The sequence below is a fragment of the Blastococcus sp. SYSU DS0828 genome, assembly GCF_054050975.1.
Map to the genome: position 1 here is coordinate 104,650 of NZ_JBJHAK010000003.1, position 24,077 is coordinate 128,726.

Sequence of the window (24,077 nt, forward strand, 5' to 3'; positions counted from 1 at the left end):
TCGCGGAGCCGACGGCGACGGTCGCCGTCCGAGCCCGCGGGAGCCCCGATGTCCCGAGTACGCCGCCTGCGTGCCACGGTCGCCGCCGTCGCGGTCGCCGTCCCCCTGTCCCTCGCCGTCCCGGCGGCCGTCCCCGCGACCGCCGCGCCGAAGCCGCCGGCCCCCGAGCCCGCCACCGCCCTCGCCGACGACCTGCTCGTCGTGGGTCACCGCGGCGCCTCGGGCTACCGGCCGGAGCACACCCTCGCGGCCTACGAGCTCGCCGCCCGCATGGGTGCCGACTACATCGAGCCCGACGTGGTGAGCACCAAGGACGGTGTCCTCGTCGCCCGCCACGAGAACGAGATCTCCGGGACCACGGACGTCGCGAGCCGGCCGGAGTTCGCCGACCGCCGCACGACCAAGGTCATCGACGGGGTGGAGCTCACCGGCTGGTTCACCGAGGACTTCACCCTCGCCGAGCTGCGCACCCTCCGGGCTGTCGAGCGGCTGCCCGAGGTGCGTGAGGAGAACACCCTCTACGACGGCCTCTACCAGGTGCCGACCCTCGACGAGGTGCTCGAGCTGCGGGCGCGGCTCACGAAGGAGCTGCGCCGCGAGATCGGCGTCTACGTCGAGACCAAGCACCCCACCTACTTCGACTCCATCGGCCTCTCCCTCGAGGAGCCGCTGATGGCCGACCTGCGCGAGGCGCGGGTGCACAAGCACCACTCGCCGGTGTTCATCCAGTCCTTCGAGACGACGAACCTGCGCGAGCTGGAGGAGCAGGGGGTGCGGGTGCCGCTGGTGCAGCTGCTGTCGGGTTCCGGGCAGCCCTACGACCTCACCGTCGCCGGTGACCCGCGCACCTACGCCGACCTCACGACCGCCGAGGGGCTGCAGGAGATCGCCGAGTACGCCGAGGGCGTGGGCCCGGACAAGAACCTGGTCATCCCGCGCAACCCCGACGGCACGCTCGGCACCCCGACCGCGCTGGTCGACGACGCGCACCAGGCCGGCCTGCTGGTGCACCCGTACACGTTCCGCAACGAGAACGTCTTCCTGCCCCCGGCGCTGCGCGACGGCGTCGCGCCCGACGACTACGGCCGGGCGCTGGAGGAGCAGACCGCCTTCTGGGAGGCCGGCATCGACGGGATGTTCACCGACAACCCGGACACCGGCGTCGTCTCCCGCGAGCTGTTCGTGACCGGCGAGGCCCCCGCGGCCTGAGCCGGACCGTCGTGCCGCGAACCGGCCTCAGTGCCGGCGCCAGAGCCACACGCCGACGCCCGCGAACCAGAAGGCCATCAGGTAGGTGACCGCCCAGCCCACCGGGGGCAGCAGAAGACCCGCGGCGAAGACGGCGCTGACGATCGTCAGCGCACGGGAGGTGCCGCGGGCGGCCACCGCCACGGCGATGAGGAACCCTGCTCCCACCCAGGCGGCCATCGGGTGGACGACGTTCATCACGATCAGCCCTGTCTCCGCGCCCGTCGGGGTCACCCCTCCGCCCAGCACCCGGGTGCCCACGACCACCGCCGCCGCCAGCGAGGTGAAGGTCGCGGCCAGCAGCAGCACGTGGCCGGCGCCGAGAACCGGCAGCAGCCGCACGGCCGCGGTTTCGCCGGAACGCCCCAGCCGCCGGGCCAGTGCGCCGGCCACCGCGGTGGCGAGGAGTGCGTAACCGCCGAGCAGGGTCGCGGCGAGCGTGACCGGTGCGTTGCCGAGCGCCGCCGCGGCCTCCTGGGCGTTCCCGGCCCCCGCCAGCGGGTCGCCGAGGACGACGGCGGCCGCGGCGAAGGCGCCCAGCGCGCCGATGCCGGCCACGGCCGGGACGGGTGAGCCGTGCTGCACCCCGGCCGGGTCGCTGGTGGCCGTGGCGGTGGGGGTGGACGTGGACGTGGTCATGGCGGTTCCTCCTGGTGGTGGGCGCGCGGTCCGCGCCGTCGGGCCCACGCTGGCGGCCGCGGCCCGGCACGCCGTCCCTCTCCGGGCCGATCCCGGGGTCGGGGCGTCGCCGGGGCATCCCCCGCGAGGCAGACCCCGCATCGGTCGTCGGAGGGACCCGCCGGGCGCCGGAACGGTCCTACGCTGCCCGCCATGCGAGGCGTGCTGAGCAGGTGGCGGGCCCTCCCGGTGCCGGTGCGCGACGGCGTGCTCGCCGTCGGGCTCACGGTCGCCGGTCAGGTCGAGCTGCTCGCGGCCGACGAGCTCGGCGGTCCGCGCGGCCTGCAGCACGTGGCCTTCGCCGTCATGACGGCGAGCCTGGTGGCGCGGCGTGCCAGGCCGGTGGGTGCCGCCGTCGTCGGCGCAGCGGGGCTCGCCTTCCAGACGGTCCTGGGGGAGGCGCCCGCCGTCGCCGGTTTCGTGGCCGTCCTCGTCCTGACCTACTCGGTGGCCCAGTACGCCGACCGCCGCCGGGACGCCGTCCTCGGGCTGCTCGCCGTCCTGGCCGCCGTGCAGGTCTACCCGTTCGTCGCCGACCGACCGGTGAACGCCGCGGACGAGGTGGCCAACATGGCGATCCCGGTCGTCGTCTGGGTGTTCGCCCGGCTGGCCCGCGAACGGCTGGACCGGGCGGTCGCGGCCGAGCGCGAGGCCGTCGCGGCGCGGGAACGCGAGCGCCGGCAGGAGGCCGAGCGGGCGGGTGCTCTGGCCGCCGAGCGCCGCCGGATCGCCCGCGAGATGCACGACGTCGTCGGGCACGGGGTCACGCTGATGCTCCTGCACGCCGAGGCCGCGCAGGCCAGCCTGGGCGCTCGGGAGCCGGCCACGGCCCGGGCGCTGGACGTCGTGCTCGCGTCCGGCCGCACGGCCCTCGACGACCTGCACCGGATGCTGCGCGTGCTGCGGGAGCACCCGGAGGAAGGGCCCGCGGACCCGTTGCCCGGCTCGATCGCCGCCATCGAAGAGCTCGTCGTGGCGGCGCGCGCGGCCGGGCGGGACGTCGAGATGACGGCGGACGGCGCCGTGCCCCCGCTGCCGGCCGCCGTGGAGGCGACCGCCTACCGGATCGTGCAGGAGTCGCTGACCAACGCGCTCCGCCACGCCCCCGGCGCGCCGATCAGCGTGGTGCTGGAGTTCGCCGCCGAGGCGCTGACGGTCGAGGTGTCCGACGACGGCCCGGGAGGCGGCGATCCCGGGCGGGCGGGGCACGGCCTGCTGGGTCTCCGGGAGCGCGTGGCCCTCTTCGACGGCTGCCTGACCGCCGGGCCGCGGGCCGACGGCACCGGCTGGACCATCCGCGCGGTGCTGCCGGTCCCGGTGCCGGAGCATGCGGCGGTATGAGCGTCCGGGTGCTGCTGGCCGACGACGAGGCCCTCGTGCGGGCCGGGCTGCGGATGATCCTGGAGGCCGAGGCCGGGCTGGAGGTCGTCGGGGAGGCCGGTGACGGGGTCGACGCCGTGGGCCTGTGCCGGCAGCTGCACCCCGACGTCGCGCTGGTCGACGTCCGGATGCCCCGCCTGGACGGCATCCAGGCCGCCCGCCGCATCTGCGCCGACCCCGCGGTGGCGACGGCGGTGGTCATGCTGACGACGTTCGACGCCGACGAGCACCTGGTGGAGGCCCTGCGCGCCGGGGCGGCCGGGTTCCTGCTCAAGTCGATGCCGCGCGAGCAGCTGGTCGCCGCCGTCCGCTCGGCCGGTACCGGTGACGTGCTGCTCGCGCCCAGCCTGCTCCGCCGCCTGCTCGACGACCACGTGCGGCGGGTCGGTCCGACCCTGGCACGGGCACCCGGCCTCGACCGGCTGACCGCGCGCGAGGAGGAGGTCCTGCGGCTGGTCGCCCGGGGCCTGTCCAACGCCGAGATCGCCGACCGCCTCGTGCTGGGCGAGGGCACGGTGAAGACCCACGTGGCGCGCGTGCTCGCCAAGCTGGGGGTCCGGGACCGGGTGCAGGCGGTGGTGGTCGCCTACGAGTCGGGGCTGGTGCGTCCCGGGCAGGCCGACTGACTAGACGACCGGCTCGGCGACCAGGGAGCCCGCCGAGTGCTCCTGGCGCAGGGCGGTCTTGAGCACCTTGCCGCTCGGGTTGCGCGGCAGCGCCCCGACCACCGAGTACTCCCGCGGGTTCTTGTAGCGGGCCAGCCGCTCGCGGCACCAGGCGCCGAGCTCCTCGGAGGTGGGCGGGTCGGCCACGTCGCGCGGGGCGACGACGGCCAGCGGCGCCTCGCCGTACCGGCTGTCGGGGACGCCGATCAGCGCGACCTCCGCGACCTTCGGGTGGGCGGCCAGGACGTTCTCCACCTCGGCGCAGTAGATGTTCTCCCCGCCGGAGATGATCATGTCCTTCTTGCGGTCGACGACGTAGAAGTAGCCGTCCTCGTCCTGGCGCACCAGGTCGCCGGAGTGGAACCAGCCGCCGGCGAAGGCCTCCGCGGTCGCCTCCGGCTTGTTCCAGTACTCCTTCATCACCATCGGGCTGCGGTAGACGATCTCGCCGACCTCGCCCCGCGGGACGTCCTCCATCGCCTCGTCGACCACCCGGACCTCGACGTTGAGGATCGGCGTGCCGACCGAGCCGATCTTGCGCACCGAGTCCTCCCCGCGCAGCAGGCAGGTGACGGGGCTGCACTCGGTCTGGCCGAACGCGGTGATCACCTCCGCCTGCGGGAAGGCGTCGATCAGCGCGCGGAGCAGCGTCGTGGAGGCGGGGGCCGCGCCCCAGGAGACCCGCCGCAGCGACGAGAGGTCGCGGGAGGCGAGGTCGGGGACGGCGAGCACGGCGGCCCACATCGCGGGCACGAGGAAGATGCTGGAGACCTTCTCCCGCTCCATCATGTCCAGCGTCGCGGCCGGGTCGAAGGCGCCCGACTTGATGATCACGTGGACGCCGCCGAGGAGCAGCGGGGGCAGCCCGCCGGCGAGGCCCGCGATGTGGAACAGCGGCGCGCCGGGCACGCCCACCCGGTCGTCGGGGTCCCAGCCCAGCGTCGTGATCTGGCTGAACGCGTGCAGGAGCAGGTTCCGGTGGGTGAGCACCGCGCCCTTGGGGCGGCCGGTCGTGCCCGACGTGTACATGATGAACGCCGGCTCGTCCTCGTCGACCACGACGTCGAGCGGGTCGGCGCCGGCGGCGGCGAGCGCCGTCTCGTAGTCCTCGCTGCCCGGGCCGGCGTCCCCGCCGCCGACCACCAGGGCGGCGGCGACGTCCGGCGCCTGCTCGCGCGCCTTGGCGGCGACCTCCGCCAGCGGCGCGTCCACGACCAGCGCGACGGCGCCGGAGTCGGTGAGCACGTAGGCGACCTCGTCGGCCACCAGCCGGAAGTTCACCGGGACGACGATCGCGCCCAGCCGGACGCCGGCGAGGTAGGACTCCCACCCCTCCATGCCGTTGAGGGTCAGGACGGCGACGCGGTCACCCGTGCCGACCCCGCGCTGCCGCAGCGCCCCGGCCAGTCGGGTGACGCGTTCGTCCAGCTCCGCGTAGCTGCGCCCCGTCCCCTCGAAGCGCAGCGCCGTCGAGTCCGGTGTCGCGCGGGCCCAGCGGGCCAGCTGGTCGCTCAGGGTCATGCCCCGGCCCTGCAGGGGAGGGATCTCGACGGTCACGGGTTGCTCCTCGACGTCCGACGCGGGTGTGATCTGCGTCATGGTGGCGACCGACGACGGAGCGGTCAACCCTGACTGTCGAGGGCGAGCAGCCGCGCGGCGAGGCGCTTCCAGAGGGCCAGGTGCGGGTCGGTGGCGGCAGGCCGGTCCTCGAACGCGTAGACGAGCGCCACGCCCCGCATGCTCGTGAAGAGCAGCTCGCACAGGTCGGCGTAGGTGGCGGCGCCGGCGATCTCCGGCCCCCAGATACCGTCGGCCACCGCGGCGATGGACGCCCGCAGCCGCCGCTCCTCCCCGCGCAGGGCCGCGCGCAGCTCGGGGTCGGTGCGCGCCGCCGTCCAGAGCTCCATCGCCGCCCAGAACGGGGGCTCCTGGAACGTCGCCCACATCAGGTCGATCGCCCGCTCCACCCGCTCCCGCCCGGTCGGCTCGTCCTCCATCAGCGCGGCGGCCCGGCGACGGACCTCGTCCAGTTGGGTCGTGGACAGGTGCTCGGCGGCGGCGACGAGCAGCTCGGCGCGGGAGGGGAAGTGGTGCAGCAGCCGGCCGCGCGAGACCCCGGCCCGGGCCTGGACGGCGAGCGTCGAGGCGCCCGCGAACCCGTCCTCCACCAGGCAGGCCACGGCCGCGTCGAGGATCAGCAGGCGGCTGTCGGCGGTCCGCTCCGAGCGCGAGCGGGGCCCGGCAGCGGCGCGGCCGGCGACGGGCTCGGCGCTCATCCGCGGAACAGTAGGCCGTGTGCGGGGCCCGGAACAGTCACCGTTGACCGTTCCGGGTGACGACTGTCACGCTGCGGCCGACCCACTCACCGACGAGAGGCGTGCCCGTGGACTTCGACGACAGCCCCGACGAGGCCGAGTACCGGGCGCGGGTGCGCGCCCTGCTCGAGGAGCACGCCGGCGAGCTGCTGCACCTCGCGCCGGGGCAGGAGGGGATCGACGCCCGCACCCACGAGGCCGAGATGCGCCGCACCCAGCGGGTGCTCGCCGAGGCCGGCCTGGTCGGCGTCACCTGGCCCCGGGAGTACGGCGGGCAGGGCGGCACGCTCGTGCAGCAGGCGATCGTCGGCCAGGAGCTCGCCCGGGCCCGGGTGCCGGGGCTGATCAACCACATCGGCATCGGCATGTGCGGGCCCACCGTCATCGCTCACGGCAGCCAGGAGCAGCGCGAGCGCTACCTCGCCCCGCTGCTGCGCGCCGACGAGGTGTGGTGCCAGCTGTTCAGCGAGCCGGCGTCGGGCTCGGACCTCGCCGCGCTGCGCACCACCGCCGTCCGCGACGGCGACGACTGGGTCGTCAACGGGCAGAAGGTGTGGACGACGCTGGCGCACGTCGCCGACTTCGGCATCCTGCTCACCCGCACCGACCCGGAGAAGCCCAAGCACGCCGGACTGACCATGTTCGTCATCGACATGCACGCCCCGGGCGTGACGGTGCGCCCGCTGCGCCAGATGGGCGGCCAGGCGGACTTCAACGAGGTCTTCTTCGACGACGTCCGCATCCCCCACTCGGAGCGGCTCGGCGAGCCCGGCGAGGGGTGGCGGGTCGCGCTCACCACGCTGATGAACGAGCGGGTGGCCATCGGCGGAGCCGGTGGCGCCATCGGGGCGCCGGTGGAGGAGTTCGCCCAGCACGCGCGGGAGCGGCTGCCGCGGCTGGACCCCGAGCGGCAGGTGCTGGCCCGCCAGGCGGTCGGGCGGGCGGTGGTCGCGGCGCTCGCCGCCCGCTACACCGGGTACCGGCGGCTGACCGTGCTCAGCCAGGGCGGCATCCCGGGGCCCGAGGCCAGTGCCGGGAAGCTCGCCGGCACCGAGGCCGGTCTGCTGATGGCCGACGCCGGGGTGCGGCTGCTGGGCGACGAGGCCGTGTACGCCGCCACCGCCGACGGCGACGACCGCTGGCAGCGGACCCAGTCGTGGCTGCCCGGCATCAGCATCGCCGGGGGCACCGACCAGGTGCTGCGCAACATCCTCGGCGAGCGGGTGCTGGGCCTGCCGCCGGAGCCGCGCAGCGACAAGGCCGGGCCTTTCTCGGGAGGGACGCGATGAACTTCGACCTCGACGCCGACCAGCGCGACATCGCCGACGGCGCCCGGGACTTCTACCGGGGCAACGCCTCGCCGGCCGCCGCGCGCGCCGGGCTGGAGGGCGGCGGGCTGGAACCCGGCCGCAAGGCGCTGGCCGACATCGGTTTCCTCGGCATCACGGTCCCGGAGTCCGCCGGGGGCTCCGGGCGCCCGCTGCTGGACCTCGCCGTCGTGGCCGAGCAGGGCGGCGCAGTCCTGGCCGCGCCCTCGCTGGTCACCGCCGCCCGCGCCGCGGTGCTGCTCGGCGACGCGCCCGACCTGGCCGCGCAGCTGGCCGACGGGTCGACGGGGTTCGCCGTGCTGGACGGGGCCGTCGACGGCTCCGCGCCGTCGGTCGACGCCGCGGACGCCACCCTGTTCCTGGGGCTGGACGGTGCGGACCTGGTCGTCGGCGAGGGCGAGGTCGTGCCCGGCCGCCCGCTGGACGCCACCCGCGGGCTGGCCTCCGTCCGGCTGACCTCCCGCCGCGTGCTGACCCCGGACGCCGGCGAGCTGTGGGCCCGCGCCCGGCAGGTGGGCGCGGTCGTCATGGCCGCGGAGGACCTGGGCGGCGCCGAGCGGTGCGTGCAGCTCGGCGTGGCCTACGCCCAGGAGCGGGAGGCGTTCGGCCGCCGGATCGGCTCCTACCAGGCGATCAAGCACATGCTGGTCGACGCCTGGGTCGGCGTGGAGCAGCTGCGCTCCCTGGTCTGGTGGGCGGCGTGGGCGGCCGACTGCAACCCCGCGGAGCTGCCGCTCGCGGCGGCGGCGGCCAAGGCATGCGCGGCGGCGACCTTCGAGCGCGCCGCCAGCACCCTGATCCAAGTGCACGGCGGCATCGGGTTCACCTGGGAGCACGACGCGCACCTGTACTGGCGGCGGGCGAAGGTGGACCGGCTGCTGCTCGGGGACGAGGCCGAGCACCTCGACGCCGTCGCCCGGCTCGCCGTCACCGGAGCCCTGGGCGCGGGGCGATGACCGGCGACCTCACCGAGCTGCGGTACGAGGTGGCCGACGGCGTCGCGACGGTGACGCTGCACCGGCCGGACCGGCTCAACGCGTTCACCCTCACGATGGCCGACGAGCTCGCCCGCGTGGCGGCGGCCGCCGACGCCGACGACGACGTCCGCGTGGTGGTCGTGACCGGGTCGGGGCGGGCGTTCTGCGCCGGGGCCGACCTCGGCGGCGGAAAGGACACCTTCTCCGACCGGCGCACCCGGGAGCGGCCGCCGGGTCCGCTCAGCGAGGACATCGGTGGCTTCCCCCGGGACGCCGGGGGAGTGGCCTCGCTGCCCTTCGCCGCGCTGCGCAAGCCGGTGATCGCTGCGGTCAACGGCCCGGCCGTGGGCATCGGCGCGACGCTCACCCTGCCCATGGACGTCCGGATCGCCGCGAAGTCGGCGCGCTTCGGGTTCGTGTTCGGTCGCGTCGGCATCGTGCCCGAGGCGGCGTCCTCCTGGTTCCTGCCCCGGGTGGTGGGCATCAGCCAGGCCATGGAGTGGGTCGCGACCGGGCGGGTGTTCGACGCCGCGGAGGCGCTGCGCGGCCGGCTGGTGTCCCGCGTGGTGCCCGACGACGAGCTGCTGCCGACCGCCTACGGGCTGGCCCAGGAGATCGTGGCGAACACCAGCGGGGTCGCCGTCGGCGCGGCCCGGCAGCTGCTCTGGTCGATGCTCGGTGCGTCCTCGCCCTGGGACGCCCACCGCGCGGAGTCCCGGGCGCTGGTCGAGTTGGGGGAGGGGCCGGACCCGGCCGAGGGGGTGGCCGCCTTCCTGGAGAAGCGGCCGCCGCGCTTCCCCGGCCGCCTGCCCGACAGCGCCGTCGCGGGCGTGCCGCGCTGGCCGCTGCCCCCGGACGACGTCGGGCGCGCCTAGCAGGCCCGCCCACCTCGGTGGCTACTCGGTGGGCAGGGCCAGGTTCGGCCCGGCGATCTCCCAACTGGGTCGGAGCTCGCCGTCGAAGTCGTCCGGCAACAGCGTCGCGGCGCCGCGCTCGACGTCCGCGCCGCCCACCTCGACCCAGACTCCTCGCTCGGCGAAGGTGTCGTCGTCCGTGCAGGACGAGCCGGTCACCCAGTTCTCGCCTTCGACGGAGCCCACGAGCACCACGACGCACCAGGGGTGGTCGGCCGCGCCCCGGCCGGCGTAGACCTGAGCGCCGTCCGCCTCGGCGACGTGACGCAGGTCGTCGACCCCCTCCGGCACCTCGACGCCGTCCGGGACGGCGTCCTCGGCCGTCGCCGACCGGTCGAGCACGGCGAGCTCGGGTGCTGCCGGGCCGCCGCATCCGGTGAGCAGCAGCACGGTGCCGGCGACGAGGGCGGTCCTCCTGCTGCGCGGTTCCATGAGGAGACCCTAGGGGCGTCGTGGGGTCGGCCGGTGCGACGAGGCCGGGCGCCTCAGGGCATCCGCATCGGGTCCAGGTGGCGCAGCAGCGTCTCGCCGAGGTCGCGCATGGCGACCACCTGCGCGGGGGAGAGCTGGTCGAACAGCTCGCGCCGGACGCCCTCGACGTGCACCGGCGCCGCACCCTCCAGGGCGGCGAACCCTTCGTCGGTGAGGACGGCGAGCTGGCCGCGCCCGTCCTCGGCGCACACCTGCCGGCGCACCCAGCCGCGTTCCTCCAGCCGCGAGACGGCGTGCGACAGCCGGCTCCGGGAGGAGAGGCACCGGTCGGCCAGCTCGCTCATCCGCATCATGCGCTCGGGCGCCTCGGAGAGGGCGACGAGGATCTCGTAGTAGGCGTGCGAGATGCCGGTGCGGTGGCTGAGCTCGCGGTCGAGCCGGTCCAGCAGGAGCTGGGCGCTGTAGAGCCAGGCGCGCCACGCCTTCTGCTCCTCGGGATCGAGCCAGCGCGGCTCACCCGTGGGGAGGGACTCCGACGACACCGACATGGTCATGGGCACAGGATACTGGCGGAATAGTCAAGCGCTCAACTACGCTGACGCCAGACATCGCACCGCCACGCAGGACCACCAGGGAGGCACCATGACCAGCAGCACCAGCGTCCAGATCCCCGGCTACATCGCCGGCACCTGGGACATCGACGCCAGCCACTCCACCGTCGGCTTCTCCGTCCGCCACATGATGGTGAGCAAGGTCCGCGGCTACTTCCGCGAGTTCTCCGGCGAGATCGTCACCGCCGAGGACCCGACGCAGTCCAGCGTCACCGCCACGGTGGACATGGACTCGATCGACACCCGGCAGGAGCAGCGGGACGCGCACATCAAGTCCGCCGACTTCTTCGACGTCGGCAACCACACCGTGATGACCTTCCGCTCCACCGCCGTGAAGACCGACGGTGCCGACTGGACCGTCGAGGGCGACCTCACCATCAAGGGCATCACCAAGCCGGTCGTCCTGGCGCTCGAGCTGAACGGCTTCGGCCCGGACGCCTACGGCGGCACCCGCGCCGGCTTCAGCGCCAAGACCGAGATCTCCCGCAAGGAGTACGGCGTCGACATCGACATGCCGATGGACGGCGGCGGTGTCGTCGTCGGCGACAAGATCAACGTCGAGCTCGAGATCGAGGCCGTGCTCCGCACCGCGTAAGGACCCCTCTGCCCCCGCGCAGGGGGCCGCTCCAGCACGTCGCGAGGGCCCCGGACGGTTCGCCGTCCGGGGCCCTCTGCGTCGGTCGGGGGGCTACGCCATCGCAGGGTTCAGCACCTGGAACAGGACGTGGTCCTGCCAGCGCCCGGCGATCCGGAGGTAGTGCGGTGCCACCCCGTACCGCTCGAACCCGTTGCGCCGGAGCACCCGCTGGGACGCCGCGTTGTGCAGCAGCGTGCCGGCCTCCACGCGGTGCAGGGCGAGGTCGGTGAACGCCCGGCGCAGCATCTCGGCGACGGCGCGGGTGGCCAGCCCGCGGCCGTTGGCGGCCGAGGCGACCCAGTAGCCGAGGCTGCCGGACTGGAAGGCCCCGCGCACGACGTTGTTCAGCGTGATCCGCCCGACCACCGCGCCGGAGTCGTCCAGGATGACGCAGGGGAGCGCGAGCCCGGCGTCGTGCCGCTCGAGGGCCGCCCGGACGTCGGTCCGCTGACCCGCCTCGGTGTACCACCGCTCGTCGCGGGCCGGTTCCCAGGGCGCCTGGAACTCCCGGTCCGCGCGGACGAGGTGGGTGAGGACCGGGGCGTCGTCGAGGGCCAGGAGGCGGGTCCGTGCGTACACCCCCGCGACCATGCCAGGCGGCCGGGCGGCGCCGCGGTCGACTCCTCGACAGGGACACTGGGGGACATGTCGACCTCCGCCCTCGCCCGGATCCCCGCCTCGCTCCTGGTCGCCGTCGGCCTCGCCGCCGGCTTCGGCATCGCCCAGGGCACCGGCGTCCGGGCGCTCGGCGGCGCGGTGTTCGCCGCCTGTGGGATCGGTGCCGCCTGGATCGCCGCCCGACGGCGGGGCCCCGCCGTCACCGCGGGGCTCGCCGCCCTCTACGTCGGCGCCTTCGTGCTCGCGCACGTGCTCGCCCTGGGCGCCGGTCTCCCCGCCTGGTTCGCGGTGAGTCTGGTCACTGTCGCCGCGGCCGGGGCCACCTACGGGGTGGTCGACAAGCAGCGAGAGGCGGTGTCCGCGCGCTGAGCACCTAGAGTGTAGGGAAGGTCGGGGCCCCGAAGGCTGTTGACCTGATGCCCGCGCGCGTCCGCGCGGCGCGCCCCCGAGCTCCCGAGGTGCCCTTCCGCATGCCCACCCGCAACGACCTGCGCAACGTGGCGATCGTCGCCCACGTCGACCACGGCAAGACGACCCTGGTCGACGCCCTCCTCCGCCAGGCCGGCGCGCTCGGCCGCGCCAAGGGCGAGGGGACGGACAACGACTCCACGCAGGACCGCGTGATGGACTCGATGGACCTCGAGCGCGAGCGCGGCATCACCATCCTCGCGAAGAACACCGCGATCCGCCTGGCGGACGAGGACGGCAACCCCGTCGTCGTCAACATCGTCGACACCCCCGGCCACGCCGACTTCGGTGGCGAGGTCGAGCGCGGCCTCTCCATGGTCGACGGAGTCGTGCTGCTGGTCGACGCCTCCGAGGGCCCGCTCCCGCAGACCCGCTTCGTGCTGCGCAAGGCGCTCGGCAAGGGGATGCCGGTCATCCTCGCGGTCAACAAGACCGACCGCTCCGACGCCCGCATCGAAGAGGTCGTCGACGAGTGCTACGAGCTGTTCATGGAGCTCATGGAGGACGCCGGCATGGACGCCGACGCCCTCGAGTTCCCGATCGTCTACTGCAACGGCCGCACCGGGCAGGCGTCGCTGACCAAGCCCGAGAACGGCACCGTGCCCGACAGTCCGGACCTCGGCCCGCTGGTGAAGACGCTGCTGGACACGATCCCGGCGCCGGAGTACGACGCCGAGGAGCCGCTGCGCGCGCAGGTCACCAACCTCGACGCCTCGCCGTTCCTGGGTCGCCTGGCGCTGCTGCGCATCCACTCCGGTGAGATGAAGCGCGGCCAGCAGGTCGCCTGGTGCAAGGTCGACGGCACGATCAAGAACGTCAAGATCACCGAGCTGCTGGTCACCGAGGGTCTGACCCGGACGCCGGCCGAGAGCGCCGGCCCCGGCGACCTGGTCGCCATCGCCGGCATCGAGGACATCATGATCGGCGACACCCTCGCCGACCCGAACGACCCGCGGCCGCTGCCCCCGCTGACCGTCGACGAGCCCTCGATCTCGATCACCATCGGGATCAACACCTCGCCGCTGTCGGGCAAGTCGGGCAAGAAGCTCACCGCCCGCCTGATCAAGAACCGCCTCGACCAGGAGCTGGTCGGCAACGTCAGCGTGCGGATGCTGCCCACCGACCGCCCCGACACCTGGGAGATGCAGGGCCGTGGCGAGCTGGCGCTGGCCATCCTCGTCGAGCAGCTGCGCCGCGAGGAGTTCGAGCTCACCGTCGGCCGGCCCACCGTCGTCACCAAGGAGATCGACGGCAAGCTGCACGAGCCCGTCGAGCGGGTCACCATCGACACCCCCGGCGAGTACGTCGGCACCCTGACCCAGGCTCTCGCGGTGCGCCGCGGCCGGCTGGAGAACCTGGTGCACCACGACACCGGCTGGGCGCGGATGGAGTACGTCGTCCCCTCCCGCGGCCTCATCGGGTTCCGCACCGAGTTCCTGACCGAGACCCGCGGCACCGGCGTGCTGAACAGCAACCTCGAGGGCTACGAGCCGTGGCTGGGCGACATGCGCGCCCGGCCGACCGGCTCGCTGGTCGCCGACCGCCAGGGCGTGGCGACGACCTACTCGATGTTCTCGCTGCAGGAGCGTGGCCAGCTCATGGTCCAGCCGGGCACCGAGGTCTACGAGGGCATGATCGTGGGTGAGAACTCCCGTCCGGACGACATGGACGTGAACATCACCAAGGAGAAGAAGCTCACCAACATGCGCAAGTCCACCTCCGAGGAGCTGGAGCGGCTGATCCCGCCGAGGATCCTCAACCTGGAGCAGGCGCTGGAGTTCTGTGCCGAGGACGAGTGCGTGGAGGTCACGCCGGCCGGCGTCCGCATCCGCAAGGTGGTGCTCGACCAGACCGAGCGCGGCAAGGCCAAGAACCGCAAGCCCAAGCCCAGCTGATCCGCCCATGACGCAGCGAGCCCCTGCCCGGTGATCCGGGCAGGGGCTCGCTGCGTCATGGGGCCGTTACGGCGCCGGCACGAAGGCCACGTGCGGGTGGTCCATGTGGTTGGCGGTGGGGGAGCCGCGGTCCTCCATGGGCTGCCAGGCCCAGCCCGTCCACGTCCCGGCGATCTGCTGCTGCCAGATCACGTACTCGACGCCGAGGCGCGCCGCGTTGTCGATGACGTACTGGCTGAGCGCGTCGCCCGTGGCCCGGTCGTCGTAGACCATGAAGTCGGCGGCGCGGCCCTCCGACGGGCTGTGGCCGGGGCGGGTGAGCACCGTCGGGATGCCGAACTCCGCGGCGACCTCCGCGACGGCGGGGCGCACGTGCGGTTCCCACGCGCCGTAGGCGGCGGTGTCGAGGGCCGGCCGGTCCGCGGCGCGGCTGGCACGCTCCGGGGCCGCCGACGGGCCGCCGACGAGGGTGAGTCGCTGCCCGACGCGCAGCACGTTCGGGTCCGCGCCGATGACCTCGAGGTTGAGGGCGTGCACGTCCTGCCAGGTGGTGCCGTGGCGGGCGGCGATGCCGCCCAGCGTGTCGCCCGGCTGCACCACGTACTCGCCGCCGGCGGGGGCGGGGGCGGCAGGGGCGGCGCCCGATCCGCCGATGACGAGGACCTGCCCGACGCGCAGGACGTTCGGGTCGGCGCCGATGGTGGCGAGGTTGTCGGCGTGGATGGTCTGCCACGAGGTGCCGTGGGCGGCCGCGAGCCCGCCCAGCGTGTCACCGGGGACGACCGTGTGCTCCCCGGGGTGGGCCTGTGCCGGACCGGCGATCGCGAGGGAGGCGGCCGCGGCGGCCGCGAGGACCACGGCCGGACGTGCCATGGCCGCCGCCGCCGCGGAGGTGCGGGTGGAGCGACCGGGTCGTGCCGTGCGGTGCTTGAGCATGGGGAAGCCTCTCGCCGCCTGCGGGGTTAGCTGTCGGGTTCGGGCGAGAGCTGCCCGGCCGCGTGCTGCGGCTTCACCCCGAGGCCGAGGGCCAGGATCTCGTGGGTTCCCCGCGCCTGCCCGTCGTGTGCACGGGTCCGGTGGCGGTGGGCAGGTTCGGCGGTCCGCCATCCGGGCCCACCCGTTGGTGGACGCAGCACGGTAGGCAGACCGCCGTCCCCGACGGCAAGGCCGCGGAGCCTCCATCGCGGGCGGCCCCGCGCGGACTGACTCGCCGTGGCCCGCCCCCGACTGCCCGTGTGCGGTGCTCGTACCGGCGGCGCACGGTCCGCGGCGCGGGCTCCGTGCTCGTCAGGTCACGAATCGTGATGACTGGCCGAAGCGGTCCGACGCGCCCGCCACGCCGTCGAGGAGTCTCGCCTCGCACCCGTCCTACGTTGACCTCGGAGCCGTCTCCCCGGCTCCCTGGGAAGAGGAAGGCGGCCGAACGCTCATGGCGACGATCACCCGTACGGTTCCGGCGATCGAGGGCTTCCGGGGTGGCATCGACGTCCGGGTGAGCCTGCGCGCCGACGCCGGATCGGGCGGTTCGGCGTTCGACGGTGCGTGGTTCCCGCGGAGCCGGGACCTCGCCGTGGAGCTGCCGGAGCTGATCGCGGCGCTGGAGCGGCGTGGTGTGCGGGTGGAGCGGTTCACCTACGCCCTCGACGCCTGGGAGCCGGCCCCCCGCAAGCTGGAGGTGCTGGGCCGCACGGTCCGCGCCGGCGGCTTCCGGAGCATGGACCCGCAGGTCGTCTGCCTCACCTGGGCCGGGGGGAACCGCCGGGCCGACCTGCTGGTCGTCCCGCCGGAGACCGACGTCCTCACCGGCGCCCGGGCGCTGCGGCTGTGCACCCGGCGGGGCCTGCCGTCCTCGCCCCAGATGGTGCTCGCCGCGGCCCGTTCCACGCCCCTTCCGCAGGTGCCCACGCTGCCGGTGTCCCGCGCGGTGTAGCGCTCGTCCGCCGACGGCGGATCCGCTGCCGGCGAACTCCCTGGACGCGCGGGCGCCGACCGGGCTGGAGTGCTCGGCATGAGACTCCTCGTCCTCGGCGGCACCCACTTCCTCGGCCGGCACGTGGTGGAGGCCGCGCTCGCTCGCAGGCACGACGTCGCCACCTTCACCCGGGGCCTGACGGGTCCGCCGCCGGAGGGCGCGCGGGCGCTGCACGGCGACCGCGACGACCCCGGCGCGCTGCCGCGCGCGCTGGGGGAGTGGGAGCCCGAGCTCGTCGTCGACACCTCCTGCCAGACCCGGGCCGCCGCCCGCAACGCCGCTGCGGCGCTGGGCGGGGTCCGCTCCTACGTCTTCGTGAGCAGCCTCAACGCGTACCGCAACTGGCCGCCGGGGCCGCTCGGCCCGGAGGACGGCGAGCCGACCTGGGACACCGAGGACGACGAGTACGGGCCCATCAAGGCCTTCGGCGAGCGGGAGCTCGCCGCCGCCGTCGGTGGCCGCTTCCTCGCCGCCCGTGCCGGCCTGATCGTCGGCCCCTCCGACCCGATCCACCGCCTCGGCTGGTGGCTGGAGCGCATCGCGAGCGGCGGTCGGGTGGTCGTCCCGGCCGAGGGCGTCGCCCAGCCGATCGCGCTGGTCGACGCCCGTGACCTGGCCGCCTGGCTCGTGGACATGGCCGGGCAGGGCCGCACCGGTGCGGTCAACGCCACGGGGCCGGCGGGCATGACGACCCTGGGCGGCCTGCTCGAGCTCTGCCGGGTCGTCACCGGGAGCGCGGCGGAGTGGGTACCGGTGCCCGAGGCCGACCTTCTCGCCGCCGGCGTCCAGGAGTGGCTGCACCTGCCGCTGTGGCTGCGCCACGAGGTCGCCCGCACCGCCTGGGACGTCGACACCACCCGGGCCGCCGAGCTCGGGCTGGCCACGCGGGCGCTGGAGGCGACCGTCGCCGACACCTGGGCGTGGCTGCGCACGCACGAGCGGCCGGCGCCGCCGGCGCACCGCCCCGCCGACCAGCCCGGACCCGGCCTCCCGGCCGAGCTGGAGGCCTTCCTGCTGGCCGGCCGCTAGGAGCAGCCGGCGGGTGCCGTGCGGCGCCCTGTCAGTCGCGGGGGGCGCTGGGCCGGCCCGCGCCGACCGGGACCTCGCGGGAGTCGGTGGCGTCGGCGGCCACGTTCTGCTCGGCCACCTCGGCGAGGGCGTCGGCCGACTCCAGCCGCGTGTCCCGCCGGTACTGGCGGTAGGAGTGGACGACGGCCAGCACCCAGACGACCGCGAGCACTGCGTAGACCAGGGCGCTGACGGCGTCGCCGGCGTCCACCCAGTCGCTGCGCAGCAGCGTGCGGGTGTTGGTGATCACGATCATCCCGCCGACCAGGGAGCCCAGCATGCGCGGCGGGATGTGCCGCACCAGCCACGCGGCGATCGGCGCGGCGACGAGGCCGCCGGCGAGCAGCCCGGCGACCCACAGGGGGTCGATGCCCGCCGAGCCCAGCGCCATCAGGAAGCCGAGGCTCGCTGCCAGCGCGACGAGGAACTCGGAGGTGTCGATCGAGCCGATGACCTTGCGCGGCTCCATGCGGCCGCTGGCCAGCAGCGCCGGCGTGCCGACCGGTCCCCAGCCGCCGCCCCCGGTGGCGTCGACGAAGCCGGCCACCAGCCCCAGGGGGGTGAGGAAGCGCCGGCGGATGGGCTTGCCGACGTTCCGCCGGTCGATGCCGCGCAGCGTGAAGCGCACCAGGATGTAGACGCCCAGCGAGACCAGGATCAGCGACATGACCGGCGCCGCGACCGACGTCGAGAGGCTGGACAGGAAGTGGGCGCCGGCGAACGCCCCGACCGCACCGGGCACCCCGACCTTGGCGACGACCTTCCAGTCGACGTTGCCGAACTTCCAGTGCGAGAGCCCCGAGGCGAGCGTGGTGCCGATCTCGGCGAGGTGGATGGTCGCCGACGCCGCGGCCGGGTTGGTGCCGATGGCCAGCAGCAGGGTCGTCGAGGTGACGCCGTAGGCCATGCCGAGGCTGCCGTCGACGAGCTGGGCACCGAACCCGGCGAGGGCGAGCAGGATCAGGGTCTTCACGGGCACTGGCTCCGGGGTCTCAGGACGCGGGCGCGCAGCGGCGACCGTGTGAGGCGAGGGCGAGACGTGGTGGCGCCGGGGAGGCGCGGGGGCTCAGCAGCCCGGACAGGCGGCGGTGCAGACGCGCAGCAGGTCGACGTGCCGGCGGCTCACCAGGAGCAGCATCGTCGTCCGCGTCACGGCGCAATGTCTACCAGATCGATGCACTTAGGCGCAGATCCGGTCCCGACGCGTGGGACGGCGGTGGCGGGTGCGCGCGATGGGCCCGTTGTGGCACGGCGAGGTGCGGGTGCCGGCGCCGCGCGCTCAGCTGTGCGCGGTCTCGCCCGGGCCGGCGTCCTCGCGCACCGCAGCGAGGGACTCCACGAGGTCGTCCCGGGCCCGCGCCACCCGGGAGCGGATGGTGCCGACGGGGCACCCGGCGACCTCCGCGGCCTCGGCGTAGGGCAGTCCCAGCAGCTGCGTCAGCACGAACGCCTCGCGCCGGTCGGGGGCCAGCCGGGCCAGCAGGTCGGCGACCGCGGCGCCCTCGCCGACGGCGTCCGCGGCGCCCGGCGGGGCCAGCAGTTCCAGGTCGGCGGACTCCCGGACCAGGGTCAGCCGGCGCCGGCGGCGGGACTTCAGCGCGTCGGCGCAGACCCGGCGGGCGATGGCCAGCAGCCAGGTGCGGACCGAGGACCGGCCCTCGAAGCGGTGCAGGGAGCCGAACGCCCGCAGGTAGGTCTCCTGCGTCAGGTCGTCGGCGGAGGCCCGGTCGCCGAGCGCGGCGCAGAGCCGCCAGACGTCGGACTGCGTCTCCCGCACGAGGGTGGCCGCAGCCAGCGGGTCGCCGTCGGCGGCGTCCGCGGCCAGGCGTGCCAGGTCGTCCATGTCCTCGTCAGCGTGTCGCAGGTCACCCGGGAGGCCCGGAACCGGGCGATGCCCGGCGGCGACTAATCAACCATGTCCTGCCACACCTGCCGCGAGGCGCTCTCCGCGCGGCTCGACGGCGAGCCGCTCGGGATGCCCGCCGACGAGCTCGACGCGCACCTCGCCACGTGCCGCGGGTGCGCGGCCTGGGCCGCCGCCGCCGAGCGCGTGACCCGCCGAGCGCGGCTGGCGCCGGCCCCGTCGGTGCCCGACCTCACTGCGAGCGTCCTCTCGGCGCTGCCGCGCGAGCTCCCGGGTGCGCGGGCGGCCGCGCGCGCCCGGCTGGCGGACACGGCGGTGCGGCTGGCGCTGCTCGCCGTCGGGGTGGCGCAGGCGACGCTGGCCTGGCCGGTGCTCGCCTCCGGCGCCGGCGCGATGAGCGCCCCGGTGCACATGGCCCGGGAGAGCGGCGCCTGGAACCTGGCGCTGGCCGCGGCGTTCCTGGCCGTCGCGGCCGGTCCGCGGCTGGCGGCCGGCGGGCTGCCCTTCCTGGGTTCCTTCGTGGCCCTGCTGCTCCCGGTGACGGTTGCCGACCTGCAGGCCGGGCACGTGCACACCGACCGGGCGCTGGCCCACCTGCTGCTCGTGGCCGGCACGGCGCTGGTGGCGACCGTCGCGTGGCGGGGCCGCCGGCATCGTCCCGTTCCCGCGGTCGCCGACCGGCGGGTGACCGCGTGAGGCGCACCGCCCTCCTGCTCGCGCTGCTGGTTCTCGGCTGGTTCGGTGCGGGCATCGGCACGGCCGGCCCTGCGGCTGCGCACGCCACGCTGGTCTCCACGACCCCGGGGGAGGGCGCGCGGCTCGACGCCGCGCCCGACGAGGTGACCCTGCGGTTCTCCGAGGGCGTCTCGCTGGGCGCCGGGTACGCCCGGGTCCTCGGCGCCGACCAGCAGCGGGTGGACTCCGGGAACGCCTCCGTCGACGGCGACGTCGTCACCATCCCGTTGCGCGGGGACCTGCCCGACGGCGGCTACCTCGTCACCTACCGGGTGGTCTCGGCCGACTCGCACCCGGTCTCCGGTGCCTTCTCCTTCGTCGTCGGCGACGGCGAGCTGCTGGGCGCCGACGCGGCGGACGCGGCGCCGGCGACCGACCCGGTCGTCGGACTGCTGCTGCCCGTGGCGCGCTGGGTGGGCTACGCCGGGCTGGCGCTGGCGCTCGGGGTGCCCGTGCTGGTCGCCACCTGCTGGCCGACCGGGCGGGGCACCGCGCGGCTGCGGCGCATGGCCCTCGGCGGGGCCGCCGCGGTCGCCCTCTCCGCGGCCACCGGGTTCCTCCTGCAGGGCCCCTATGCCGCGGGCGCGGGGCTCGGCGCGATCGCCGACCCCGCGCTGCTCGGCGCCACGGCGCGGACGGGCGCGGGCTGGTCCGCCCTCGCGCGCGCCGCCCTGGCCGTCGCCCTGCTGCTGGCGCTGCGCCGTGCCTGGCGGGCTGCCGCACCACCGGGGCGGGGGACCGCCGTCGGGGTGGCGGCCCTGGGCGGCGGACTGGTCCTGGCGACCGCGGCGGTCGGCCACCCGGTCGCCGGGCCGTGGCCGGTCCTGGCCGTGCTGGTCGCGGCGGTGCACGCGGGGGCGATGGCGGTCTGGTTGGGCGGGCTCGCCGGCCTGCTCGCCGCCGCGGTGCGGCCGGGCGCCGCACCGGGCGACGTGGCCGCCGCCCTCCCACGGTTCTCCCGGCTTGCGTTCGGCGCGGTCGTGGCGCTCGTCGTGTCCGGGATCGTGCAGTCGGTGCGGGAGGTCGCGTCCCCCACCGCGCTGGTGGAGACGACGTACGGCCGTCTGCTCGCGGTCAAGCTGCTGCTCGTGGTGGTCGTCCTCGCCGCGGCCGGGATCTCCCGGGTGTGGGTGCAGCAGCGGCTGGGTGTCCGCCGTCCCCCGCGACGCCGGACGACGACAGTGCACGCGTTCGCCGCCGCGACCGCCGCCGCGGGCCGGGCCGAGCCCGCCCCTGCGGCGGTGGCGGCCGCGGGGGAGCGGGAGCAGGCCCAGGCGGAGGCCGCGGTCGAGCACCTGCCGGCGTTGCGGCGCTCACTGCTCGTGGAGGCGGTGCTGGCCGCCGTCGTCCTCGCGCTGTCGGCGGTGCTGGTCGCGACGCCGCCGGCCCGGACGGCGCTGGCCCAGCCGGTGGAGGTCGTGGTCCCCCTGCAGAGCGGCTCCGGCGCCACCTCGGGCAGCGTGCAGGTGACGGTCGAGCCCGCGCGCCCCGGCCCGAACACGCTGCACCTCTACCTCTTCGACGACGACGGCCGGCTCACGCAGCCGGCCGAGATCCGGGTGACCCTCACCGAGCGGAGCCAGGAGATCGGTCCGCTGGAGATCGCCCTGCAGCCCGCCGGCCCCGGTCACTTCGTCGGCGACGGCATGTCGATCCCGGGCGCCGGCACCTGGACGCTCACCGCCACCGTTCGGCTCGACGAGTTCACCGCCCTCACCGCGGCCACGGACTTCCCCGTGCGCTGACCTCCCGCCCCCCGTCCGACCGCGTTCCTTCCCTTCCTTCCCGAGGAGTCCTGTGTCCGTGCCCCGTCCGCTCGCCCGGCTCGCCGTCCTGCTGCTGGCCACCCTGACCGCTCTGGTGGCGGCCGTGGGCCTCGCGACCGCCGCGTCCGCCCACGTCACCGTCTCCTCCGCCGACGCGGAGCCCGGGGGGTACGGCAAGCTCACCTTCCGCGTGCCGAACGAGAGCGACACCGCCAGCACCGTCGCCCTGCGGATCCAGATCCCCGAGGAGGCCGCGATGGGCTCCCTCCGGGCGCAGCCGGTGCCGGGCTGGACGGTGACGATGACGACCGCCGAGCTGGCCGAGCCGGTCGAGGTGCACGGCCGGCAGATCAGCTCGTACGTCTCGGTGGTGGAGTACCGCGCCACCGACGGCGCCGGCATCGCGCCCGGCCAGTTCCAGGAGTTCGCCCTCTCCGGCGGACCGTTCCCGGAGGCCGAGCAGCTCAGCTTCCCGGCGGTGCAGAGTTACAGCGACGGTAGCGAATCGGCGTGGATCGAGCCCACGGTCGACGGGCAGGACGAGCCCGAGCGCCCGGCCCCGGTGCTGTCGCTGGCCGCCGAGGGCGAGCAGACGGGGCACGGCGCCGGCGACGAGACCGCGGGGCACACCGGCGACGAGGCCGCGGGGCACACCGGCGGCGACCCGGGCGCGATCGCGCTCTTCGTGTCGATCCTCGCGCTGCTCGTCGCGCTCGCCGGTGTCGTCCTCGGCGTGCGGGCCTCCCGACGTACCGTGTCCTCGTGACATCCGCCGTTCGACGTCCCCGCCGGGTCGCGCCGGCGCTGCTGCTCACCACGGGCCTCCTGCTGGCCGGCTGCGGGGGCTCGGCGGACGACGCCGCCGAGGAGCACGACCACTCCGCGGGTGCGCCGGCCGTGGTGGAGGCCCCCGACGACCGGTACGCCGGGCTGGACCTGAACGAGGCGTACCGCCGCCCGTCCTTCACCCTCACGGACACGACCGGCGCCGAGTACGACTTTAAGGCGGCCACGTCGGGCCGGCCGACGTTGCTGTTCTTCGGCTTCACCAACTGCCCCGACGTCTGCCCCACGACCATGGCCGACGTCGCGGTGGCGCTGCGCGGGCTGGACCCGCAGCTGGCAGAGCAGGTCCAGGTGGTCTTCGTGACCACCGACCCGGCGACCGACACCCCCGAGGTGCTCGGGGAGTACCTGGGCCGGTTCGACGCCGACCTGCCCACCCCGTTCATCGGCCTCACCGGCGACCAGGACAGCATCGACCAGGCCCAGCTGGCGGCCGGGGTGCCGCAGGCCGAGGACAACGGACGGCTGCACTCGACGCTGCTGCTGCTGTACGGCGCCGACGACGAGGCGCACGTCGCCTTCGACGCGGGCAACACCCCGCAGGACATCGCCGCGGACCTCCAGGCGGTGGCGGGCGCGTGAGCCGGGGGCCCGGCCGGCTGCTGACCGTCCTGGTCGCCGTGCTGGCGTTGCTGGCCCTGGCCGGGCCGGCGTCGGCGCACGTCGGGGGCGGTGCGGCGGGGAGCGACTTCGACGCCCGCGTGCTGTCGGTGACTCCTCAGCTGCCGGGGGTGAGCGTGCGGTCGCTGCAGTTCGGTGACGAACTGGAGCTGGTGAACACCTCGGACGTCGAGGTGCTGGTTCCCGGGTACTCGGACGAGCCCTACCTGCGGATCGGCCCCGACGGGGTGTGGCGCAACGCGCACAGCCCGGCGACCTACATCAACCTCGACCGGTACGGGCGGACCGCGCTGCCGGCCTCCGCCGACGCCGACGCCGCGCCCGCATGGGAGCAGATCTCGACCGAACCGCACTACGTCTGGCACGACCACCGCACGCACTGGATGAGCGAGGGCGTCCTCCCGCCGCAGGTCGCGGCCGACCCCACGCGCGAGCACGTGGTCTCGGAGTGGGTCGTGCCCGTCCGGCACGGCGCCACCGAGGCGGAGATCGCCGGCGTGCTGACCTGGAGCCCGCCGCCGTCGCCGTGGGTCGTGTGGCCGCTCGTGGCCGCGCTGCTGCTCACCGCGGTGGCCGCCGGGCTGCTGGCGCGCTCGCCCCTCCCGCTGGGCGCCCTGCTCGCCCTGGGCGCCCTGGCGTCGTTGTGGCACGCGGCGGCCACCCCCGAGCCCCCGGTGACCGCGGGCTCGCACACGGGCGCCGTCATCTCGGCGCTGCTGCCCGCCTCGGCCACGCTGCTGTGCGCCGTCCTCGGGCTGCGGGCCGCGCGGCGGGGCCGGGGTGCGCTGACCGGGCTGCTGGCGGTCGTCACCGGCTGGCTGCTGCTGGTGCAGGGGCTGCCCGACGTCGACGTGCTCTGGTCGGCGAACGTGCTCTCCGCCGGGCCGGAGCCGCTGGCGCGGCTGGCGGTGGGGGTGCTGGCCACCCTCGGTGCGGGGCTGCTCGTCGGTGGCATCGCGGCGGTGCGCCGCTTCCGGGAGACCCCGGCCCCGCCCGCGGGAACCGCCGCCGGCCTTCCGTTGCCGGCGGCCTGACGGCG

At 75.3% G+C, this 24,077-nt stretch carries 25 protein-coding genes and 1 riboswitch; of the genes, 16 read left to right on the forward strand and 9 right to left on the reverse strand.

The window, feature by feature from the left end; all coding sequences use genetic code 11:
* Nucleotides 1-48: 48 nt before the first annotated feature.
* Nucleotides 49-1,209 (forward strand): glycerophosphodiester phosphodiesterase, encoded by a 1,161-nt coding sequence (locus tag ACI79Q_RS03425; protein WP_456587388.1) that lies wholly within the window; start codon nt 49-51, stop codon nt 1,207-1,209.
* A 27-nt stretch (nt 1,210-1,236) separates the two neighbouring features.
* On the opposite strand, the gene ACI79Q_RS03430 is transcribed toward ACI79Q_RS03425, so the two are convergent.
* Nucleotides 1,237-1,887, reverse strand: coding sequence for a hypothetical protein (locus tag ACI79Q_RS03430; RefSeq protein ID WP_456614161.1), 651 nt, complete (start codon nt 1,885-1,887; stop codon nt 1,237-1,239).
* 192 nt (nt 1,888-2,079) lie between these two features.
* Here ACI79Q_RS03430 and ACI79Q_RS03435 point away from each other — a divergent pair, with 192 nt between their 5' ends.
* Both ACI79Q_RS03435 and ACI79Q_RS03440 read left to right on the forward strand, forming a co-directional pair.
* Nucleotides 2,080-3,267: a sensor histidine kinase gene (locus ACI79Q_RS03435; RefSeq protein ID WP_456587390.1), complete on the forward strand. Its 1,188-nt coding sequence runs from the start codon at nt 2,080-2,082 to the stop codon at nt 3,265-3,267.
* Nucleotides 3,264-3,932: a response regulator gene (locus tag ACI79Q_RS03440; protein WP_456614162.1), complete on the forward strand. Its 669-nt coding sequence runs from the start codon at nt 3,264-3,266 to the stop codon at nt 3,930-3,932. Before ACI79Q_RS03435 ends, ACI79Q_RS03440 begins: the two co-directional genes overlap by 4 nt.
* Here the strand turns inward: ACI79Q_RS03440 and ACI79Q_RS03445 are convergent, their stop codons facing one another.
* Together ACI79Q_RS03445 and ACI79Q_RS03450 are read right to left on the reverse strand one after the other, a co-directional pair.
* Nucleotides 3,933-5,528 carry a long-chain-fatty-acid--CoA ligase gene (locus tag ACI79Q_RS03445; protein ID WP_456614163.1) on the reverse strand — a complete coding sequence of 532 codons (1,596 nt, stop codon included), beginning with the start codon at nt 5,526-5,528 and terminating at the stop codon, nt 3,933-3,935.
* A 65-nt stretch (nt 5,529-5,593) separates the two neighbouring features.
* Entirely contained in the window at nt 5,594-6,247 is a 654-nt protein-coding gene (locus tag ACI79Q_RS03450) for a TetR/AcrR family transcriptional regulator (RefSeq protein ID WP_456587393.1), read from the reverse strand.
* A gap of 101 nt (nt 6,248-6,348) precedes the next feature.
* Here ACI79Q_RS03450 and ACI79Q_RS03455 point away from each other — a divergent pair, with 101 nt between their 5' ends.
* From ACI79Q_RS03455 to ACI79Q_RS03465, 3 genes are read left to right on the forward strand one after another with little or no spacing between them, the layout of a single operon-like run.
* The gene (locus ACI79Q_RS03455; RefSeq protein WP_456614164.1) at nt 6,349-7,575 is read left to right on the forward strand and encodes an acyl-CoA dehydrogenase family protein; all 1,227 of its coding nucleotides are present in this window, start codon (nt 6,349-6,351) and stop codon (nt 7,573-7,575) included.
* Nucleotides 7,572-8,570, forward strand: a complete 999-nt coding sequence (locus ACI79Q_RS03460) for an acyl-CoA dehydrogenase family protein (protein ID WP_456587395.1) — start codon at nt 7,572-7,574, stop codon at nt 8,568-8,570. The genes ACI79Q_RS03455 and ACI79Q_RS03460 overlap by 4 nt, the downstream gene beginning before the upstream one ends.
* Nucleotides 8,567-9,466 carry an enoyl-CoA hydratase-related protein gene (locus ACI79Q_RS03465; RefSeq protein ID WP_456614165.1) on the forward strand — a complete coding sequence of 300 codons (900 nt, stop codon included), beginning with the start codon at nt 8,567-8,569 and terminating at the stop codon, nt 9,464-9,466. Before ACI79Q_RS03460 ends, ACI79Q_RS03465 begins: the two co-directional genes overlap by 4 nt.
* A 21-nt stretch (nt 9,467-9,487) precedes the next feature.
* On the opposite strand, the gene ACI79Q_RS03470 is transcribed toward ACI79Q_RS03465, so the two are convergent.
* The gene (locus ACI79Q_RS03470) at nt 9,488-9,937 is read right to left on the reverse strand and encodes a hypothetical protein (RefSeq protein WP_456614166.1); all 450 of its coding nucleotides are present in this window, start codon (nt 9,935-9,937) and stop codon (nt 9,488-9,490) included.
* Nucleotides 9,938-9,990: 53 nt separating this feature from the next.
* The gene (locus ACI79Q_RS03475) at nt 9,991-10,491 is read right to left on the reverse strand and encodes a MarR family winged helix-turn-helix transcriptional regulator (protein WP_456587398.1); all 501 of its coding nucleotides are present in this window, start codon (nt 10,489-10,491) and stop codon (nt 9,991-9,993) included.
* 88 nt (nt 10,492-10,579) lie between these two features.
* On the opposite strand from ACI79Q_RS03475, the gene ACI79Q_RS03480 reads away from it, so the two are divergent.
* The gene (locus tag ACI79Q_RS03480; RefSeq protein WP_456587399.1) at nt 10,580-11,143 is read left to right on the forward strand and encodes a YceI family protein; all 564 of its coding nucleotides are present in this window, start codon (nt 10,580-10,582) and stop codon (nt 11,141-11,143) included.
* Nucleotides 11,144-11,236: 93 nt separating this feature from the next.
* Here the strand turns inward: ACI79Q_RS03480 and ACI79Q_RS03485 are convergent, their stop codons facing one another.
* The gene (locus ACI79Q_RS03485; RefSeq protein WP_456587400.1) at nt 11,237-11,764 is read right to left on the reverse strand and encodes a GNAT family N-acetyltransferase; all 528 of its coding nucleotides are present in this window, start codon (nt 11,762-11,764) and stop codon (nt 11,237-11,239) included.
* 66 nt (nt 11,765-11,830) lie between these two features.
* Between ACI79Q_RS03485 and ACI79Q_RS03490 the strand changes: the two genes are divergently transcribed.
* Both ACI79Q_RS03490 and typA read left to right on the forward strand, forming a co-directional pair.
* A complete protein-coding gene (locus ACI79Q_RS03490; RefSeq protein ID WP_456587401.1) occupies nt 11,831-12,172 on the forward strand; it encodes a hypothetical protein in 342 nt (113 codons plus the stop codon).
* Nucleotides 12,173-12,273: 101 nt separating this feature from the next.
* Nucleotides 12,274-14,166 carry a translational GTPase TypA gene (gene typA / locus ACI79Q_RS03495; RefSeq protein WP_456587402.1) on the forward strand — a complete coding sequence of 631 codons (1,893 nt, stop codon included), beginning with the start codon at nt 12,274-12,276 and terminating at the stop codon, nt 14,164-14,166.
* A 66-nt stretch (nt 14,167-14,232) separates the two neighbouring features.
* Here the strand turns inward: typA and ACI79Q_RS03500 are convergent, their stop codons facing one another.
* On the reverse strand, nt 14,233-15,102 hold the full coding sequence (locus ACI79Q_RS03500) for a LysM peptidoglycan-binding domain-containing protein (protein WP_456587403.1): 870 nt from the start codon (nt 15,100-15,102) through the stop codon (nt 14,233-14,235).
* Nucleotides 15,103-15,122: 20 nt separating this feature from the next.
* Nucleotides 15,123-15,216, reverse strand: a riboswitch (cyclic di-AMP (ydaO/yuaA leader).
* A gap of 379 nt (nt 15,217-15,595) precedes the next feature.
* Here ACI79Q_RS03500 and ACI79Q_RS03505 point away from each other — a divergent pair.
* On the forward strand, nt 15,596-16,096 hold the full coding sequence (locus tag ACI79Q_RS03505) for a DUF5994 family protein (RefSeq protein ID WP_456587404.1): 501 nt from the start codon (nt 15,596-15,598) through the stop codon (nt 16,094-16,096).
* A 78-nt stretch (nt 16,097-16,174) separates the two neighbouring features.
* Nucleotides 16,175-17,167 (forward strand): NAD-dependent epimerase/dehydratase family protein, encoded by a 993-nt coding sequence (locus ACI79Q_RS03510; protein WP_456587405.1) that lies wholly within the window; start codon nt 16,175-16,177, stop codon nt 17,165-17,167.
* A 31-nt stretch (nt 17,168-17,198) separates the two neighbouring features.
* Here ACI79Q_RS03510 and ACI79Q_RS03515 read toward each other — a convergent pair whose 3' ends face one another.
* Both ACI79Q_RS03515 and ACI79Q_RS03520 read right to left on the reverse strand, forming a co-directional pair.
* Nucleotides 17,199-18,179, reverse strand: coding sequence for a sulfite exporter TauE/SafE family protein (locus tag ACI79Q_RS03515; protein ID WP_456587406.1), 981 nt, complete (start codon nt 18,177-18,179; stop codon nt 17,199-17,201).
* 306 nt (nt 18,180-18,485) lie between these two features.
* Nucleotides 18,486-19,049 carry a sigma-70 family RNA polymerase sigma factor gene (locus ACI79Q_RS03520; RefSeq protein ID WP_456587407.1) on the reverse strand — a complete coding sequence of 188 codons (564 nt, stop codon included), beginning with the start codon at nt 19,047-19,049 and terminating at the stop codon, nt 18,486-18,488.
* Between the two features lie 72 nt (nt 19,050-19,121).
* Between ACI79Q_RS03520 and ACI79Q_RS03525 the strand changes: the two genes are divergently transcribed.
* The 5 genes from ACI79Q_RS03525 to ACI79Q_RS03545 are packed head-to-tail and all read left to right on the forward strand — an operon-like array spanning nt 19,122 to nt 24,072.
* Nucleotides 19,122-19,766, forward strand: coding sequence for a zf-HC2 domain-containing protein (locus ACI79Q_RS03525; protein WP_456614167.1), 645 nt, complete (start codon nt 19,122-19,124; stop codon nt 19,764-19,766).
* Complete coding sequence (locus ACI79Q_RS03530; protein ID WP_456614168.1) at nt 19,763-21,550, forward strand: copper resistance CopC/CopD family protein; 1,788 nt, start codon at nt 19,763-19,765, stop codon at nt 21,548-21,550. The genes ACI79Q_RS03525 and ACI79Q_RS03530 overlap by 4 nt, the downstream gene beginning before the upstream one ends.
* Nucleotides 21,551-21,608: 58 nt before the next feature.
* Nucleotides 21,609-22,337, forward strand: a complete 729-nt coding sequence (locus ACI79Q_RS03535; protein WP_456614169.1) for a YcnI family copper-binding membrane protein — start codon at nt 21,609-21,611, stop codon at nt 22,335-22,337.
* Nucleotides 22,334-22,999, forward strand: coding sequence for an SCO family protein (locus ACI79Q_RS03540; RefSeq protein WP_456598915.1), 666 nt, complete (start codon nt 22,334-22,336; stop codon nt 22,997-22,999). Before ACI79Q_RS03535 ends, ACI79Q_RS03540 begins: the two co-directional genes overlap by 4 nt.
* Complete coding sequence (locus ACI79Q_RS03545; RefSeq protein WP_456614170.1) at nt 22,996-24,072, forward strand: hypothetical protein; 1,077 nt, start codon at nt 22,996-22,998, stop codon at nt 24,070-24,072. The genes ACI79Q_RS03540 and ACI79Q_RS03545 overlap by 4 nt, the downstream gene beginning before the upstream one ends.
* The last annotated feature ends 5 nt before the right edge of the window (nt 24,073-24,077 follow it).

Bases quoted from the DNA above. Each gene is read 5' to 3' on its own strand.
- ACI79Q_RS03505 (WP_456587404.1), top strand. From the start codon at position 15,596: ATGGCGACGATCACCCGTACGGTTCCGGCGATCGAGGGCTTCCGGGGT.
- ACI79Q_RS03500 (WP_456587403.1), bottom strand. From the start codon at position 15,102: ATGCTCAAGCACCGCACGGCACGACCCGGTCGCTCCACCCGCACCTCC.
- ACI79Q_RS03430 (WP_456614161.1), bottom strand. From the start codon at position 1,887: ATGACCACGTCCACGTCCACCCCCACCGCCACGGCCACCAGCGACCCG.
- ACI79Q_RS03435 (WP_456587390.1), top strand. From the start codon at position 2,080: ATGCGAGGCGTGCTGAGCAGGTGGCGGGCCCTCCCGGTGCCGGTGCGC.
- ACI79Q_RS03490 (WP_456587401.1), top strand. From the start codon at position 11,831: ATGTCGACCTCCGCCCTCGCCCGGATCCCCGCCTCGCTCCTGGTCGCC.
- ACI79Q_RS03470 (WP_456614166.1), bottom strand. From the start codon at position 9,937: ATGGAACCGCGCAGCAGGAGGACCGCCCTCGTCGCCGGCACCGTGCTG.
- ACI79Q_RS03440 (WP_456614162.1), top strand. From the start codon at position 3,264: ATGAGCGTCCGGGTGCTGCTGGCCGACGACGAGGCCCTCGTGCGGGCC.
- ACI79Q_RS03460 (WP_456587395.1), top strand. From the start codon at position 7,572: ATGAACTTCGACCTCGACGCCGACCAGCGCGACATCGCCGACGGCGCC.
- ACI79Q_RS03465 (WP_456614165.1), top strand. From the start codon at position 8,567: ATGACCGGCGACCTCACCGAGCTGCGGTACGAGGTGGCCGACGGCGTC.
- typA (WP_456587402.1), top strand. From the start codon at position 12,274: ATGCCCACCCGCAACGACCTGCGCAACGTGGCGATCGTCGCCCACGTC.
- ACI79Q_RS03510 (WP_456587405.1), top strand. From the start codon at position 16,175: ATGAGACTCCTCGTCCTCGGCGGCACCCACTTCCTCGGCCGGCACGTG.
- ACI79Q_RS03450 (WP_456587393.1), bottom strand. From the start codon at position 6,247: ATGAGCGCCGAGCCCGTCGCCGGCCGCGCCGCTGCCGGGCCCCGCTCG.
- ACI79Q_RS03525 (WP_456614167.1), top strand. From the start codon at position 19,122: ATGTCCTGCCACACCTGCCGCGAGGCGCTCTCCGCGCGGCTCGACGGC.
- ACI79Q_RS03480 (WP_456587399.1), top strand. From the start codon at position 10,580: ATGACCAGCAGCACCAGCGTCCAGATCCCCGGCTACATCGCCGGCACC.
- ACI79Q_RS03520 (WP_456587407.1), bottom strand. From the start codon at position 19,049: ATGGACGACCTGGCACGCCTGGCCGCGGACGCCGCCGACGGCGACCCG.
- ACI79Q_RS03425 (WP_456587388.1), top strand. From the start codon at position 49: ATGTCCCGAGTACGCCGCCTGCGTGCCACGGTCGCCGCCGTCGCGGTC.
- ACI79Q_RS03475 (WP_456587398.1), bottom strand. From the start codon at position 10,491: ATGACCATGTCGGTGTCGTCGGAGTCCCTCCCCACGGGTGAGCCGCGC.